Source organism: Brevibacillus sp. HD3.3A (assembly GCF_013284375.2).
Taxonomy (GTDB): Bacteria; Bacillota; Bacilli; order Brevibacillales; family Brevibacillaceae; genus Brevibacillus; species Brevibacillus parabrevis.
Map to the genome: position 1 here is coordinate 133,816 of NZ_CP085874.1, position 17,073 is coordinate 150,888.

Consider the following 17,073-nt stretch of genomic DNA (forward strand, 5'->3'; position numbering starts at 1 on the left):
CTGCCATTACGGCAGTCTTTTTTTTGACAAGGCTGCTGGTGGCACAAAACCGCAGGACGTTTTTTCTGCAAAAGAAGGATATAATGGAAATACATGAAAGCAAATCAGAAGGGATGGTGGTGCAGATGGAACAAAGGGGAGTTCAGACGGGGTACTTCTTGGCCATTTCACTTTTGCTTTCAGCCCTGTTTTACTTTTTCGCCTCCAACTGGCCGATGCTGGACAGATGGGAGAAAATAGGTGTCAGTGTCACTGTATTGGTTCTTTTTTATCTCTCATCCTATGTCACGTCCGTGTTGTTGAAACGTCATGCTTTCCTCAGCAATTGGCTGCTGGTTGCCGGAGGTCTGGCATTTGGACTTTGTGTCGCTCTTTTAGGGCAGATTTACAACTCTCACGCCGATAGCTACATGCTGTTTGTCGTCTGGCTGATTCCTAACCTGCTCTTCGCGATTTTTACGCGCTACCAGCCTTTTTACGTGATCAGCTATGTTTTGGCGCATCTGGCCCTGATCTTTTTCCTCGAACCGACAGTCGTTCACGTATCGCGCGAGAGCGAATGGTGGTACATGATTTTCTGGCTGGTCGCACTTGGCAATATGGTGCTTTTTTGGCTGACGTCGACGCGAAAGCTGCCGTCTCAACCGATCTATTATTTGTCCTTTCTCGTCTTTTCCGTCAGCTTGTTCATCTCATCGTTTGTCGAAGTGTACGATGCATTGCCTGAAATTCTGTATCTTTTGGTCGGAGCCGTCCTGTTCGTAACCTTTTTGAAATGGCTGCCCAACCGCGGACTGCTGATTGCGACAGCTTCCATGCTGTCTTTGTTCCTGCTCGCGAAGTTTTTCTGGTATATGCTTGAGTATTACTCTGAGGGCTTTTTCCTCGTGGCGCTGTTGGCGGCTGCGGGTCTTGTCTGGGGGGCGGTCGTGGGCATCAACTGGCTGCGCAAGGAATCGGCGCATCAAAAAAGCAAGTGGGTGCAATTTTTCCAGGAAGCATTTACGGTGCTGGTAACGACGATTGCCGCATTCATTGGAGCCATCTCGCTGACCGGGCTGCTCGTTCTTGTATTCGATGACGAATCGGTGTTGTATTTTATCTTTTTCCTGTCGCTGCTCGGGTTTCTTGCCCCGGCTTTGTTGCTTCCGAAAATGAATGCAACGGTTCGTTATACATTGCTTACGATAGGCTATTTGCTCGGAATCGGCTCCTCGCTGTTTCTGGAAGGCTATTATTGGGTGGTCTTCCTCGCCGTTTTGCTCTACGTGTGGAAGGCGGCAGCTGGCATTCCCGCGCGGCTCTTGACCCAACTCGCCTTTCTGCTCGTGCTCTATTTCAAGCTTACGAACAACATGTTCATGCAGGATACGACGGTGCTTTTGATCCTGTTTGTGTTCCAAATGGGGATGTATTACGTCCGAAGCCTGCCCACCGTCTTGCGAAACAGCTCCCTCGTCTACGGCTTGCTGTCCTTGCTTGCGTTGACCGAGCTTCATTTTGAATCATTTGCCGTGAATTTGCTGATTCAAGCCGGGTTCTTTGTCTTCACGACTTATTTGCTTTATCAGACCTTGCACAGGAAGAGCAAAAGCGCTTTCGGCATCGTTCTCGCCTTCTGGTTTGCCTTTTTGCTGATGAAGTATTACGACCTGTTGTGGAGCTTGCTGCATAAATCGTTGAGTCTGCTGCTTTTGAGCATCGTCTTTTTCCTCGTCAGCTATTGGCTGGAGCGGCGCGTACAGTCAGACACGCCGATAATGTCGCCAGTCTTTGCGAAGCGGCCGCTAATTTTGCTGATGATTATGCTGCTTCAACTTGTTTTGGCAGGCTACCAGGTGTACAGCAGCGAGACGATTTTGTCCCAAGGAACCTCCGTCAAGCTGAAGCTGGCGCCAGTCGACCCACGCTCGCTGTTGCAAGGCGATTATGTGAGATTGAACTACGACATATCGACACTTGCAGACGAGGAGCTTCCTTCCGGGGAAAAAGTCCGTGTCGTATTACGGAAGCAAGAACAGAATGTGTACGGCTACAGTGGCTACTATGAAAAAGCAGGCGTCTGGAACAAGCCTTATACGGCTGATCCGTCCGATGTCGTCATCAATGGGAAAACAGTCGGATGGGGCCAGGTTGAGTACGGAATCGAGAGCTATTTTGTCCCTGAAGGAACAGGATTGGAAGTACAGGAAAATGCAAAGTTTGCGACGATCAGAGTCGGAGCCAAGGGCGATGCCTTGCTGGAGAGCCTGTCGTCGGAATAAAGATGAAGCATCTTGAAAAGAAACAGCAAGAAGCTGTCCGAGCATTATCGGGCAGCTTCTTTTGCATGGGTCATCGGGACATGAGTCTGTTCCAGTTGCGATACGACATGGCGGACGATCAACATGCCCGTAACCCCGAGCAGGAAAAACAGCAGCGCCATCAGATAGGAAGGGAAAATAGCCCCCAGCGTAATTCCAGCCGTTCCGATGATTCTGGCGCCCTGAAACACAAGGCCGTTCACTGCCATGTAGGAACTGCGGGCGTCATCGCGGACAATCCGGGCGAGAAAGGTTTGCCTGGTCGGAATGTGAATCAGCTCCCCCCAAGTGGCGATTAGCATAGCCGCCATCAGCAGGAAAAGGGAATTGCTGTACAGGATTACCGTATAGCCGACGATGTACAACAGCCCGCCAACGTACATGGCAGAAGCTTCTCGCGCATGGCGGATCAGCCTCGTGATAAAGAGGGAGAGCAAGACCACCAGGAGCGTATTTTCCAACTGAATGAGACTGAACATTTTCAGACCAGTCAGTTCAACGGCAAACCAATCGAAAAGCGAGATGCTTTGGGACGGGAACTCGTGGGATAGCCTTACAGCGACGTAGTTCGCAGTCTGGAACTCCAGGGAAAAGATAAACAGACCTCCCAGCGAGTACAGCAAAAAGCGACGATCCGTTATTACCTGCCTGTAGCTTTTTATGACATCTACGAGAACGTTTGCGCCTGCAAAAGGAGTTCGTTGCGCCCTGTCCTTTTGCGGAAAATACGATTCCTGCATGCGCGCAGACATCATGTAGAGCGTGAACAAACTGACCAAGGTTAGGGCAATAAACAGCTCGAAACGGTGCGTGGCAAACAGCAGTCCGCCGAGAACGGAGCCGATCGCAATCGACAAGTTGGAAGCCCAGTAATTGATGCTGTACATGAAGGTGCGGTTTTCCGCGGTGCTCACATCAATCAGCATCGCATCGGCTGCTGGACTAATCAGCCCATTGCTCGCGCTTTGCAAGAGCATCATGGCAAAAGTGAGCCAAGCGGAATCGAGCCACGGTGAATTGGCAAGCGTCATGATCAGGAAAGCGGCACATTGGACCGATTGACCGTATACCATTACTTTTTTTCTGCCCCAGCGATCAGCCAGATAGCCCCCGTAAAAACCGAGCAAAATCTGAGTGAGCAACGTCAGACTTAACAAAAACCCTGTCAAAGCCAACCCCATTTTGGCAGAAAAGTAGATGGCCATGAACGGGAAAATCATATTTCCAACCAGTTTCGTCAGAAAGGAAGTCACGATGCGAATGCGGATATTCGGGTGTAGTTCAAACAAACTCATGTGCAGACCACCTCTCCTTTTTCTTGACTAAATTGTAGCTGTTAAAAGGAGAAGAAAAAGAGTAAGATCGCAGTAATGATTTCACCTTTTAGGATGGATGAACATGAAAAGTCATGAACACTTTACGCAAATGTTGCTCGGTTTTTCCGCTTGGGAGCCGGGGGCAGAGCTGACGGTCGGAATTACGGAATTAGCGGAGCTGCTTTGTTGCACACCGCGCAATGTGAAGCTGATCTTACGCAAATGGGAGAGGGAAGGGCTGCTGAGATGGCAGCCGGGCGTGGGCAGAGGCAACCATTCTACGCTGACGATTCTTTGTGATGTCAGCCAGTTTTTGACCGATTCCTTTCACGAGCTGCTTTCACAAGGAAACGTTCGGGAGGCGGTGGAGCTTTTACAGCATAAAAGCTTGCCTGTAAACGTCCGGCGCTGCTTGCAGGAAGTGTGGGACGCTCAATTTGGCTTTGTCGCAGAGGAAGGCGAGAGCAGACGCCAGGATGTTCTGCGCATTCCGCGGGAGCGCGTGCTTTCGACTCTTGATCCGGCATTTGTTGCTGTATCGGCGGAGAGTCACTTTATTCAACAAATTTGCCATACACTCATTATTTTCAATCCTGCTTCCCAGTCCTTTCAGCCTCAACTAGCCTACGCCTGGGAAAGCGATCAGGAGAAGCGGACTTGGACGTTTTATTTGCGCAAAGGCGTGCGGTTTCACCATGGGCGCGTGTTTACGGGAAAAGATGTCGCCTATACGATTCAGCGCCTCGTCGACCTCGACTCGCCTTATCGCTGGCAGGTCGAGGACATCGTGAGCATCGAGCACCCTGACGATTGCACGGTCATCTTTCATTTGCGGGAGCCGAACGGATTTTTCCTGCATTATGCCGCGTCTATCGCACTGTCGGTTTTGCCGCATGATGTGCCGTTTTCCGAGCGTGCGATAGTAGGAACGGGGCCGTTTCGCATGCTGGAATTTACCGAGGACAAGCTGGTGCTTGGCGCTTTCGAAGACTATTACCGGGAGAGAGCGATATTGGATCGGGTAGAAATTTGGCGGGTATCGGGCGCGGAACAGACGAAGATGCGGTACCAGTTGCCGGAGCAGACAGAGCAGACAGTGTCGTCCTCAACAGTTTTGCAAGGCGATGGCGATGGCGGCAACAACATCGAGTTTCAAGAGATCGGTTGTTATTACTTGAGCTTCAACTTTAACAAACCAGGCATTCAGCATGACTTCTATTTTCGGCAGGCAATCAAGCATCTGCTCGATCCCGTTCAGATGATCGAAAAGCTGAGAACACAAAACCGATCTCCCGCAGGCAGCTTCCTCCCGTCCCGAAGCCAGCAAATGACTTTTCAATCATCAACGATAGAAGAGGCGGCAGCTTGTTTGCAAAAAAGCGCCTACCAGGGAGAGACGGTTGTTCTTTTGTACGGGGAAGGAAAACAATATGGCGAGGAGGCGGAATGGCTGCGGCAAAGATGTGAGCAAATCGGTATCCGGCTTGAAGCGAGGAGCGCGACGAAAGCCGAGACGTTGTCCGACTTTGCTGAAAAACATGCGGATATGTGCATGATGGGAGAAGTGCTGCAACGCGATATTGAGCTGGGCTTGATTGAAATCTACAAAAATAAATGCACGATGGTGTACCGTTTCCTCGATGACAAAAAGCGGGAGATTGTGAACAGGCAATTGGCTGGGGTGTTCGGTTTGGAACAGCAGGAGGAGCGCCTGGAAGCTTTGGCACGCATCGAGGACATGCTGAGAGATGAGTTGTGGATTTTATTTATTCACCATGCAAGGCGCATTGACCGCTATCATCCGGCTCTGCAAGGGATCACGCTGGATTCTTTTGGCTGGATTGATTTTTCAAAACTGTGGGTTAAGTCATTCGTTACCAGTCTGTAACCCTTTCTTGCCTTACTTTTCCTATCATAGAAGGAATTGCAGCGCAGGGTTTGATTTTGTGCTGCAGGCCGCTTGCGGTCACATCCATATTGGAAAAACGGCGAGCGAATCGCCACCCCGTTCGGGGAAGTTTTTCAGAGGAGAAGGAGGCGTTACCGTTGAACAAAAGCGCGAAGAAAGGGATCTCTGTCCTGCTGGCGACTACGGTGCTAACAAGTCCGTTTGTGATGGAGCCAAAAGCTGCTCAAGCTCTTTCCATCGAAGAGGTTTCAGCAGATGATACAGGTGCGGAAGAAGAAACGGAATATACGATTGAGTTTGAAATCGACAAGGAACTGAAATCAGGCGACACGATCTACGTTCGGTTCCCTTCTGACTATTCCGTAGACAAAAAGCTGAAAAAATCCGACGTTTCGGTTAAGGATGACGGCGACAAGGTTACGATTGACAGCGTATCTGTAAGTAAAAACGTGGTGGAAATCGAAATCGGGGATCGCATTAAAAAAGGCTCCGTAGTGACTGTGGAAATCGATAACATCACCAACCCCGATGATAAGGGCAGCTATTCCATAGAGGTCAAAACAAGCAGCGAAAGTACCTATAAAAGCAAAAAAATCTCGATTGGCAAGTCCTCTTCCAGCAGCAGTAGCAGCAAGGGGGATTTCGAAGCTTCTCACAGCAACAAAAATGCAGAAGAAAGCATTTCGCTGACGCTCGGCAAATTCACTCTGGCTTCCAAAAGCAAGCTCAAAGAGGGCAAATACATTTATGTAGACTTCCCAACGAGAGACATGCTGCCGAAAAGCATCAGCAAGTCCGATGTAAAGGTCAACGGTTACAAGGCTGATTACGTGACGATAATCGACAGCGATACCGTGCGAATCGAAGTGCCGAGCGGTGCTGACGGAGACAACTATATCAAACTGGAGTTCAGCTCATCGGCAGGCATTGTGAATCCGTCCGATCCTGGCAAGTCCTACTATTACACATTGGAGTACGACAGTAAAAAGTACAAATCCAAGGACGTGGAAATCTCAGGCGCCAGCAGCACGCCTTTCTCAGTTTCCTTGTCTGATAGCTCCGTGGGAGCGAGAAGCAGCTATACGCTTGATTTCGATTTGTCCAGCAAGCTGTACAGCAATTCGGATATTCAGGTCGAGTTCCCTGAGTGGGGAATGGTGCCGCCTGTTCTCTCCAGCTCCAATGTGACCGTCAACGGCGATCAGGTGACGGGACTTAGCGTGAACGGGAACAAGGTGTCATTTCGCACGCCCAGCGGCTTTTCCAGCTCGAATCGCCTGAGTGTCAAATTCGCGTACGACGGCTATCTGGTCAACCCGAAATCCGCAGGGAGCTACACGATTACGGCAAAAGTCGATAACAAAACATACAAGTCCAAAGATTTTCAAATTAGCGGCGTAGTTGCCCCTGTTCCTGTAGACAACACGCAGGCTACGATCGGGCTTACCAGAGCTACCGCATCGACTCCGGCCGGATTGCAGATTGGCATCAAAGCACTGGGCGCTCCGATTGTCCGCAGCCAGGGCTTTATTGAAGTGGTTCTTCCTGTCGGCTTCAAGGTGCCAGCTTATGTGCCAACAAATACAGTAACCGTGAACGGCGTGGCAGCCAATTACGTAGGCGCGCGCGGACAAAATCTGATCATCGTGCCTTCCACAGACATCCCGGCGCGTGCTGCGGTGCAAGTCAACGTGGCTGAATCGGCGGGGATTGTAAATCCGGGTACGCCGGGCGTCTACAGCATCGGCGTCTATACCTCTGAAGAGAAGGGCTTGCTGTTCGCCCGTCCTGCCAATGTAGTGGCTCTGAACGGTGTGAGCTTCAAGGCGAACGTCGCGACCTTCACGAAAGCAGGCAAAACGACAAAACTGGCCGTTGCTCCGTATACAGTAAACGGCAACACGCTCATGCCGACTACATTTTTCCGCGATGCTCTCGGCTTCTCGGTCAGCTACACGAAAACGACAGCAAAAGTCGTCAGCGGCAACACGGTGATGCAGTTCAAGGTCGGCTCCAACATCGTGAACGTCAACGGACAAAACGTTACCTTGCCGGCAGCGGTTCAGTTGAAAAACAACATTCCTACCTTGCCGCTCAAGACGATTGCCGATCGTACCGGCTACAAAATCATTTATGTGAACGGCAACTATACCGTGTACAAATAAGAGTGGCAAAAGCAACCCCGCAGGTCAGCGGGGTTTTTTTGTTCTAAAAGGACATCCCCCTCCATACGATGGTACAAGAAGGGTACGTTAGGGGGGAGTAATCATGAACGACCACACGAAGCGGCCGCGCCACGAAATCGTGATGATCAATCGACGCAGTTTAGCGATTTCGGGAGTAAAAAACGTCGAAAGCTTTGACAGTGAAGAATTCCTCTTGGAAACGGACGGCGGCTTTTTAACCATACGAGGCCAAAACCTGCATATGAAAAATTTGAGTCTGGAAACCGGAGAAGTGGCGATCGAGGGCCTGGTTCACGAAATGGCGTATCTGGAACAAGGTCAGGCCGGAGATCGGTCGAGAGGATTCTTCGGCAAGTTGTTCAAGTGAACATCATCCTTCAGTTGCAGACGGTTTTGGCCATGTCGACGTGCGGGGCTCTTATGGGAATGGGATTTGATACGTATCATGTGTTCAAAGGGAAGAGCAGGATGCCGCTCTGGCTGGTCTTCTTCTTTGATGTCCTGTTTTGGGTTGGCAGTATGGGAGCCGTTTTCTGGATTTTAGTAAAAGTAAACGACGGGATAATTCGTTTTCCCATCTTTTTTGGAATGATTTTCGGTGCGTGGCTGTATTTTTTATTAGGAAGTAAGAAGTATATCCTTTTTTTAAACCGCATGATAAAATTTTGTCAGTGGTTATACCGAACGGTCATACAAATTATTGATACCCTGGTTGTACGTCCCGTGCTCTTTATTTACCGAGTGATCCTGATGGTGCTGGCATTTTTTTATTCCATGTTGCTCATGATCCTCGGCTTTTTGTGGAAAGTGACACGTTTTGTCATCTCTCCTTTTGCCAAATGGGGTCAACATTTGGGGAAAAAAATGTTCGGAAAAACAACAGGAATCTGGACCAATTGGAAGAATTGGTTTCACTCAAAGAGAAAGCGGGAGTAATCCGAGGTGGCGAAATGATGAAACAGGCAACGACCTCTCCAACCAATCGAAAAGGACAAAGACGAAGAATGCGGCTCTTTTTCTTTTTTATCCTGTGCTTTTTCGTCTGGACTGGCTATACACTCTACTTGCAGAGCGGAGTGTTGGCTGAAAAGAGCAGCGAACTGGAAGCACTCAAGCAGGAATCGGTTGTCTTGAAGCAAAAGGAAGAGGAACTGACGTATGAGGCAAGCCGCTTGAACGACCAGGAATATTTGGCCGAGCTGGCGCGCAAACGAATTTACTACACCAAGCAGGGCGAGAGCATTTACGTGATTCCGGAATAAGCTCACAGTGTGATCTTCTAGGAGAGGGAGGCTTTCCACGTACATGGGAGTCGAGATCGGGAGCAAACTGGAAGGAAAAGTCACTGGCATCACGAAATTTGGCGCGTTTGTAGAGTTGCCTGGAAATGTGACCGGACTGGTGCATATCAGTGAAGTTGCCGACGTATATGTGAAAGATATTCACCAATTTTTGAAAATCGGCGATATCGTAACGGTAAAAGTCCTCAGTGTGAAGGAAGGCAAGATCGGGCTGTCTATCAAAAAGGCGCAGGAAAAAGAGCGCCAGCCCCGCCAACAGCGGGAACGCACAGAAGGCTTTGAAGATAAGCTCAATCGCTTCCTCAAAGAAAGCGAAGACCGCCAGTCCTCTCTGAAAAAGAGCGGAGATAAAAAGGGACGTGGCCGGTGAATATTGATCGGAAAATTATGACTTTTCTTTCTTTGTTAAAAGCACAGTTTGACAGAAAAAAGAGGAAGGTCATTTTGAAGTAGTGACGAATAAGGTATCGTAAGCCCGTTTCGCAAAGCGCGAATCACCTGTCAGCCGACGTTATCCGCCATAACGTCGGTTTTTTTTGTCCAAATTCGCAGGTTTATTTGTCGCACGATTCTGTGAATATTCGCTGGTTTTTTGACAAATTTTACAATACCACCTCCGTATAATGGAGAAACACATTGAACAAGAACGGGGTGGAGCTAAAATGATCGCAAACAAAAATGTGACCCAAGCTGGGCAAGCATGGGCGCGCCAAGTGTCAGAACGAATGGATACGACCGCACGAACATGGGGAGACAAAGTCGCTGATGCCGTACGCAGATGGAATGTGCTTCCACTTTTGATGGGGTTTTTGCTCGGGCGGGCCTTGATCTTGGAAGAGCTGACGCCTTTTGCTATACCGTATTTTATCGTCATGTTCTATATTCGCAGAGACTGCCTGCTCGTTACCGGATTGGCGCTGATTCTCGGGGCTTTTACCCAATCGGTGCCGATCGGGCTACAGACGATCCTCAGCATCGTCCTCGCTCTGTTTACATGCAAAATGATGGAGCGGCTGCGGCGCAAAGACTTTTCGCGCACTCCGCTGCTCGTGGTCGTCACGATCTTTGTCAGTCGGCTCTTGTACGCGGTGCTCACCAATCAGGTAAATACGTACGAGCTGATCATGGTGGCTGTAGAAGCTGTACTCGGCTTCGTGCTAACGCTCATCTTCATCCAGTCGCTTTCGATCATTCATTTGGCCAAGCCTTATGAGCCGCTGAAAAACGAGGAAATCGTGTCGCTCGTCATCCTGCTCGCCTCTGTGATGACAGGTACAGTGGACTGGATGGTCGAAGGCATCTCGATGGAACACGTACTCTCTCGCTATTTGCTGCTCGTCTTCGCCTTCGTCGGCGGTGGAACCGTTGGTGCAGCGGTTGGCGTCGTAACTGGTCTTATCCTCAGTTTGGCAAATGTAAGTGCCCTTCTGCAAATCAATTTGCTGGCCTTTTCAGGTCTTTTGGCAGGACTGCTGAAAGAAGGCGGAAAAGTAGGCGTTTCCGCAGGTCTGCTGATCGGAACAGCGATCCTGGCTATTTACGGCGGGGCGGAAGAGACGCTTTACTACTCCTTGATTGAAACTTCCCTGGCGATTGTCTGCTTCATTCTCACCCCTGCTGTACTTTGGAAAAAAGTAGCCAGATTTATTCCGGGTACCCCCGAAAATTTGCAATCTCATCAGGAATATATGCGCAGAGTCCGCGATGTGACGGCGGGCAAAATTCAACAGTTCTCCGATTTGTTTACCCAATTGTCCCGCAGCTTTGCCCAAACCGCAGATCAGGAGGAGATCGAGGAACAAGCCGATGCCTTTCTCAGCCGGGTGTCCGAATTTACGTGCCAAAAGTGCTGGAAAAAAGAACAATGCTGGGAAAAGGACACGCAAGCTACGTATCAAGGCATGCGCTACCTGATGGAAAAAGTGTACGAAAATGGCACGCTCGCGGGTGTCACTCCGCCACGCGACTGGGAGCGAAAGTGCGTCAAGACAGAAAAGGTGATGACGGTCATGGAACAAGAGTACGACCGTCAGCAAGCTTTTGACCAGTTGAAAAAACAGGTGAAGGAGAGCCGCAAGCTGGTAGCTGACCAACTGTCGGGAGTTTCCCGGGTCATGAGCGATTTTGCCCGCGAAATTCAGCGGGAAGGCATGGAGCTGTCTTTTCAGGAAAAGCAAGTTTCCAAAGCGCTGGAAGGATTGGGGCTATCGGTTCGCCGGGTCGAAATTCACAGCCTGGAAGAAGGCAAGGTCGATATCGAAATCAGTCAGCCGACTTGCTTTGGACATGATGAATGCGGGAAAATCGTCGCTCCGATGCTGACGGAAATTTTGGGCGAGAACATCGTGGTTCGCGAGCGTCAATGCGAAGCGCAAAAAGACGGCTCTTGCACGATGTGCCTTGCCTCCGCCAAAACGTTTGAAATCGAAATCGGCGTCGCTGGCGCAGCGAAAGATGGCAAGCTCTTGTCCGGAGACAGCTTCCGCACAATGGATTTGGGCAATGGCAAAATGGCGCTGGCAATCAGCGACGGCATGGGCAATGGGGAACGGGCTTTTCTGGAAAGCCAGTCTGCCCTCGACATGCTCCAGCAGCTGCTTCGCTCCGGCATGGACGAAAAAATTTCGATCAAGACCGTCAATTCTATCCTGGCCTTGCGCTCTACAGATGAAATGTTCGCCACCGTTGATCTGGCGTTGATTGACTTGCAGACGGCGCATACCCGGTTTATCAAAATCGGTTCGACACCGAGCTTCGTCAAACGAAAAAACGACGTCATCACGATTACAGCCAACAACTTGCCCGTGGGCATTTTGGAAGAAATCGAGGTCGATGTCGTGTCGAGAATGCTCAAGCCAGGCGATCTTTTGGTCATGATGTCCGATGGCATCTACGAGGCTCCCCGCCATATCGAAAACAGGCAGGCGTGGATGAAGCGGATCATCAGCGAGCTGGAAACAGATGATCCGCAAGAAGTAGCCGACCTGCTCCTGGAAAAAGTCATTCGTCAGCATTCCGGGAAAATCGTGGATGACATGACGGTACTCGTGGCGCGGATTGATCGGTTCGTTCCGCAATGGTCAGCGATCCAGGTACACGGGATGGAGAAGCTGGAACGGCCACGGATTGTAAGCTAGGGAGTATGTTTTCCCATCAGCGCGGCGATACTGTTGCTAAAACAGGCTGAATGGGGAGATTATTTGTGAAAGAAGCGACACTTCGTCAAATTCTCGTAGTAACAGACGGCTGCTCCAATTCGGGAATAAGCCCGGTTGCCGCAGCAGCACTGGCGCGTGAGCAAGGAATCACGGTCAACGTGATCGGAGTCATTGACAAAAGCGAGCTTGGCGAAAAAGGGGAGCGGGAAATCCGCGATATCGCCGAGGCGGGAGGAGGGCTTTGCGATATCGTCTATCCGCAGCAATTGGCGCAAACAGTCCAAATGTTGACGCGCAAGGCGATGACAAGAACCATCCATCAAGTGGTCAATAAAGAATTGAAAGAGATTTTGGGCGATTCCGGAATAGATGAACTGGCCCCGGACAAACGCGTTCAAGTAGCAGGCATGGTCGACGATCTGGGCGAAAAAAGCAGTCTGAATGTCGTGATGCTTGTCGATACATCCGGCAGTATGAAGCCAAAACTGTCTGCCGTTCAGCAAGCGATCCACGATTTTAGCATTAGCTTGCACTCCCGAAGTGGACAAAGCAGAATGGCTGTCGGCTCATTTCCTGGGAAACAAAAGCATTTGGATATACGCATTCCTTGGACAGAAAAAGTACAGCAGGCTCATCAGTTGACCAGTGATCTGGCAATGAGCGGCATTACGCCGACCGGGCCTGCGATCGTTGAAGCGATTGCTTTGTTTGAGCAGGATAAACTCCCAAGCACGCTGAAAGATCGCTATACAGACGAAGAAGAAAACGACGACATGAACGGAAGTCTGCGCGACCATGTCTTCTAAGGCAGCTACTCCAGATCTGCCCAAGTATTTTCAGGGCAAGTGGAATCGGAAGTCGTACCACGTTCTGCGGGAGTTGGGGCGTGGTGCGAACGGAACCGTTTACCTCGTCTCCCAGGACGGTGTGCGCCGTGCTGTCAAGGTAGGCGTGGAAGGTATGGACATTTTAATGGAAGTGAACGTGTTGAAAAGCGTACAACAGGGGCGGGATTCCAAAGTGGGACCGCTCCTCTGTGATGTGGACGACCTGGTCGTCAACGGAAAAGCGTGTACGTTTTATGCCATGGAGTACCTGGAGGGCGAACAGCTGGATCGCTATATCCAGCAGGCAGGGACGGAATGGGTGCCTGTCCTGATCGTGCAGCTGTTAGCCCGGCTCGATGTGCTGCACAAGCACGGCTACACGTTCGGTGATTTGAAACCGGAGAACATCATGGTGAGCCAGACGGACAAAACCGTCCGGCTGATTGATTTTGGCGGTGTTACCAAGCAAGGAAGTGCCGTTCGCCAATTCACGGAAGAGTACGATCGCGCCTTTTGGCATGCTGGCGATCGAAAGGCCGACACAGGCTACGACTTGTTCTGTGCAGCTGTGATCATGGTGCGTTTGACCGTTGGAAAAGAGTTGTGGAAAAGCAGCCTTAGTGAACCGCGTCATACGGGTTTGCTCTGTGATATAATACGGAAAAGTGACAGCCTGTACCCTTACCGAGTGCCTTTGTTAAAGGCTTTTCACGGGAAGTTTGCCTCGGCGGGCGAGATGAGAGCGGAGCTTTTGACAGTCCTGCGGGAGCGCACTGTCGCGCAGCCGCGAAAAAAGGCGCCGAAGCCAGGCAAAGTCGGGGGAGGCATAAGCGGCTTGTTTGTCGCCTCTTTGCTGCTATTGGCTGGAACTTTGTATTATGCATGGTTCATGTGAAGGATGTGACGGTTTGTGTCCTCGGATTTGGTGATGGATACTTGCTTGTTGGCAGGCTCAATCATATTGAAAAATGGTGGTGAAACATACAGGACGGAAGAGACGATGGCTTTGATTGCCGTGGCTGCGGGGATGGATGACGTCAACAGCTCGGCTACACCTACGAGCATCATTTTGTCTTTTCGGTGTAGCGGGCTGGATCATACCCGCATGGTCCGAACGCCAAAGCGAACCACCAATTTGAATAAAATCACACTTGTAAACGACGTATCCCGGCGCTTTGTCAGCGGGAAGATCACCTTGGAGCAAGCGTATCGAAGGCTGCGTGAAATCGACCAGGAAAAGCCGATTTATCCGAAGTGGATGCAGCATATGGCAGCAGCCATCGCCAGCGGCTCCTTTGCCATGCTTGCCGGAGGTACATGGTTTGATCTCGTCCCGTCGGCGCTGGCTGGACTGATCGTCAATCTGAGCCTCGAATATTTGGAACAGTTTGTTCGAATGAAGTTTTTTACCGAATTTACGGCTGCTTTGCTGGGCGGGCTGTTTGCCTTGCTGGCTGTAGCCCTTTTCCCACAGCTGCACATTAGCATCATCATTATCGGTGCCATGCTTCCATTGTTCCCAGGGATTGCGATCACCAACTCGCTGCGGGATTTGTTGGCAGGTGATCTGGTTGCGGGTGTTTCCCGGGGAGTCGAGGCCATGTTGACGGCCGTCTCCGTAGCGGTAGCCACAGCGATTATTCTCTGGTTGAGGTGAGTAAGTATGTTTGTTCAAGGTTTGGCGCTGAGCTTCTTCTCATCAATGGCGTGGTGCGTGCTGTTTAACGTCCCGGTTCGCACGATTTTGGCCGGTGGCTTGGCCGGGATGGTCGGATTTTGCGTGTTTTCGCTTTTGCCGATCTGGGGGGCGGAAGTGCTGCTGTCGACATTTGTTTCCGCAGCGATCGTCTCGTTGCTCAGCCAGTTTTTATCGATTTTGCTCCGTGTTCCCTCGACCAACTTTAGCGTCGCGGGCATTATTCCGCTCGTTCCCGGTTCGTTGGCCTACAAATCCATGCTGGCTTTCGTGAACAACAACTACGTGGAGGGGATCACGCTGGCTACCAAGACGTTGATGGTGGCTGGGGCGATTGCATCCGGACTTATTTTTGGTATTTCCGTCGTGACGATTTGGAAAGGAGCCCGTTATGCTGGAAAGCGTACGCAACGAGATTGAGGCTCTAAGGCTCCTTCTCCCCGGAGAAACGGTTGTCGTCGGAATTTCCGGCGGCAATGATTCTACAGCTCTTTTGCATATATTGGCTTCTCTAAATCAACACTATCAATACGGCTGGAAGCTGCATGCCGTTCATTTGAATCACGGCTTCCGCGGAGAGGAGGCCAGGCTGGATGCACAGTACGCAGAAGCGTTGTGCAGCGAGCTTGGCGTGTCTTTTCACCTGTTTGAGTACGATGTCCCTTCCTATATGAAAAAGACGGGGAAGGGAGGCCAGGAGGCAAGCCGCGAGCTTCGCTACCGCTTTTATCGCGAAGTAGGCATTGCTCATCAGGCAACCAAGCTGGCGTTGGCGCATCATGCCGATGACCAGGTGGAGACGATTTTGTTCCGTCTCGTGCGCGGCAGCAGGTTGCAAGGACTGGCTGGCATGCCGCAGCGTCGCATGCTGGAAGATACTGGGATTGAACTGGTGCGTCCGCTGTTGCATAAAACGCGTCAGGAACTGGAAGCCTATTGCCAGGAAAATGGTCTTGCTCCACGAGAGGACAGCAGCAATCGTTCGCGCAAGTACAAGCGCAATTTGCTGCGTCTGGATGTGATGCCGCTCTTGGCTCAGGTAAACGAGAAGTACCGCGAGCATATTCTTGATTTGGCAGGCGCGGTTTCGCAGGATGAGGCGTTTTTGACCAGGCTGGCTCGCGAGCGTCTGGACGAGGCTGTGATCGAAAAGAAACAGGAAGCATTTGTCATTGACAAAGACAAGTTTCAAACTTGTGACGTTGCTTTACAAAGGAGAATGATTACTCTAATATTAAGTTATCTCTCAAAACATACCGAATGGTCTTCGCAGCATGTGGAGACCGTTTTGCACATGCTAGGGGGAAGTCGCCCTTCTGCGGAAGTTCATTTGCCCGACAAACTGGTCGTAAGCCGGATGTACGGACGAATCCTTTTTAGTCGTAGAAAGCGGCAAGACAGCATACATACCTATAGTTACGAACTCGCAGTTCCAGGGGTGACCCGGATCGACGAGAGCAATGCCACGGTACATATTTCATACCTTGAAAGTCCCATGGATTGGGGACGACTCCCTGAGAACGAGGCGGTTTTCGACGCCGATCAGCTCCCGGGAGCGCTTTATTTGCGCAACCGGAGATCAGGAGATCGTCTCACCCTGTTTGGCTCTGCAACTGGAAAGAAGCTGAAGGATCTACTAATTGATGCCAAATTTCCGCGAGCATGGCGGGACAAACTTCCGCTTTTGACGGCGGGCGATGAGGTGATTTTGGTACCAGGTGTGCGCCGTTCCGCCGTAGCGCCTGTAAATGGACAGACCAGGCGTTTTCTACACGTGCGGGTTGAGTTTGGAGAAGATTGGCGGGAGGTTTTTTCATGAATCAAGACATCGAGAAGATTTTGCTATCAGAAGAAGATATTGCAGGAAAGGTAAAGGAGCTGGGCGAAACACTGGCTGCCGAATATCAGGGCAAAAATCCGTTGGTGATTTGCGTACTGAAAGGCGCGGTTGTTTTCATGGCTGACCTGATCCGTCACATGAACATTCCATGCGAAATGGATTTCATGGCGGTTTCCAGCTATGGCAGCGGAACAGAGTCATCCGGCATGGTGAAAATCCTCAAGGACCTCGATACTTCCGTGCAAAACAGACACGTGCTGGTAGTAGAAGACATCATGGATAGCGGACTGACATTGAGCCGGCTGGTAGAGCTGCTTCGCCATCGCGAAGCTGCCTCTGTGAAAGTGGTCACACTTCTCAACAAGCCAGAGCGTCGCAAGGTGGATATTTCACCGGATTACAGCGGTTACGATATTCCTGACGAATTTGTTGTTGGATACGGCTTGGACTATGCCGAGCACTATCGTAATTTGCCGTATATCGGGGTGTTGAAACCTGAAGTCTACACGAAGTAGCTTTGTTGTGGAGACCCTGCAA

General features: G+C 50.6%; 15 protein-coding genes. 14 read left to right on the forward strand and 1 reads right to left on the reverse strand.

The window, feature by feature from the left end:
* Positions 1 to 83 precede the first annotated feature (83 nt).
* Positions 84 to 2,264, forward strand: coding sequence for a GDYXXLXY domain-containing protein (locus tag HP435_RS00795; protein ID WP_229049786.1), 2,181 nt, complete (start codon positions 84 to 86; stop codon positions 2,262 to 2,264).
* A 44-nt stretch (positions 2,265 to 2,308) separates the two neighbouring features.
* On the opposite strand, the gene HP435_RS00800 is transcribed toward HP435_RS00795, so the two are convergent.
* A complete protein-coding gene (locus HP435_RS00800; protein WP_173599735.1) occupies positions 2,309 to 3,598 on the reverse strand; it encodes an MDR family MFS transporter in 1,290 nt (429 codons plus the stop codon).
* Between the two features lie 103 nt (positions 3,599 to 3,701).
* On the opposite strand from HP435_RS00800, the gene HP435_RS00805 reads away from it, so the two are divergent.
* The 13 genes from HP435_RS00805 (at position 3,702) to hpt (ending at position 17,051) form a co-directional block, all read left to right on the forward strand.
* Positions 3,702 to 5,507, forward strand: a complete 1,806-nt coding sequence (locus HP435_RS00805; RefSeq protein WP_173599736.1) for an SgrR family transcriptional regulator — start codon at positions 3,702 to 3,704, stop codon at positions 5,505 to 5,507.
* A 158-nt stretch (positions 5,508 to 5,665) separates the two neighbouring features.
* The gene (locus HP435_RS00810; protein ID WP_173599737.1) at positions 5,666 to 7,693 is read left to right on the forward strand and encodes a copper amine oxidase N-terminal domain-containing protein; all 2,028 of its coding nucleotides are present in this window, start codon (positions 5,666 to 5,668) and stop codon (positions 7,691 to 7,693) included.
* A 103-nt stretch (positions 7,694 to 7,796) separates the two neighbouring features.
* A complete protein-coding gene (gene yabP, locus HP435_RS00815; protein WP_063230335.1) occupies positions 7,797 to 8,081 on the forward strand; it encodes a sporulation protein YabP in 285 nt (94 codons plus the stop codon).
* On the forward strand, positions 8,078 to 8,650 hold the full coding sequence (gene yabQ, locus HP435_RS00820; protein ID WP_173598016.1) for a spore cortex biosynthesis protein YabQ: 573 nt from the start codon (positions 8,078 to 8,080) through the stop codon (positions 8,648 to 8,650). Before yabP ends, yabQ begins: the two co-directional genes overlap by 4 nt.
* A 14-nt stretch (positions 8,651 to 8,664) precedes the next feature.
* Complete coding sequence (locus tag HP435_RS00825) at positions 8,665 to 8,976, forward strand: FtsB family cell division protein (protein ID WP_229049787.1); 312 nt, start codon at positions 8,665 to 8,667, stop codon at positions 8,974 to 8,976.
* A 43-nt stretch (positions 8,977 to 9,019) separates the two neighbouring features.
* Positions 9,020 to 9,385 (forward strand): S1 RNA-binding domain-containing protein, encoded by a 366-nt coding sequence (locus HP435_RS00830; protein ID WP_063230338.1) that lies wholly within the window; start codon positions 9,020 to 9,022, stop codon positions 9,383 to 9,385.
* A 292-nt stretch (positions 9,386 to 9,677) separates the two neighbouring features.
* Entirely contained in the window at positions 9,678 to 12,152 is a 2,475-nt protein-coding gene (gene spoIIE / locus HP435_RS00835) for a stage II sporulation protein E (protein ID WP_122966019.1), read from the forward strand.
* A gap of 65 nt (positions 12,153 to 12,217) precedes the next feature.
* A complete protein-coding gene (locus HP435_RS00840; RefSeq protein ID WP_122966018.1) occupies positions 12,218 to 12,979 on the forward strand; it encodes a vWA domain-containing protein in 762 nt (253 codons plus the stop codon).
* Positions 12,969 to 13,895, forward strand: a complete 927-nt coding sequence (locus tag HP435_RS00845; RefSeq protein WP_122966017.1) for a serine/threonine protein kinase — start codon at positions 12,969 to 12,971, stop codon at positions 13,893 to 13,895. Before HP435_RS00840 ends, HP435_RS00845 begins: the two co-directional genes overlap by 11 nt.
* Positions 13,896 to 13,910: 15 nt before the next feature.
* Positions 13,911 to 14,657, forward strand: coding sequence for a threonine/serine exporter family protein (locus tag HP435_RS00850; RefSeq protein ID WP_122966016.1), 747 nt, complete (start codon positions 13,911 to 13,913; stop codon positions 14,655 to 14,657).
* A 6-nt stretch (positions 14,658 to 14,663) separates the two neighbouring features.
* A complete protein-coding gene (locus HP435_RS00855) occupies positions 14,664 to 15,116 on the forward strand; it encodes a threonine/serine exporter family protein (protein WP_063230343.1) in 453 nt (150 codons plus the stop codon).
* Positions 15,088 to 16,515 (forward strand): tRNA lysidine(34) synthetase TilS, encoded by a 1,428-nt coding sequence (gene tilS, locus HP435_RS00860; RefSeq protein WP_122966015.1) that lies wholly within the window; start codon positions 15,088 to 15,090, stop codon positions 16,513 to 16,515. Before HP435_RS00855 ends, tilS begins: the two co-directional genes overlap by 29 nt.
* The gene (hpt, locus tag HP435_RS00865) at positions 16,512 to 17,051 is read left to right on the forward strand and encodes a hypoxanthine phosphoribosyltransferase (protein ID WP_063230345.1); all 540 of its coding nucleotides are present in this window, start codon (positions 16,512 to 16,514) and stop codon (positions 17,049 to 17,051) included. Before tilS ends, hpt begins: the two co-directional genes overlap by 4 nt.
* Positions 17,052 to 17,073: the final 22 nt, after the last annotated feature.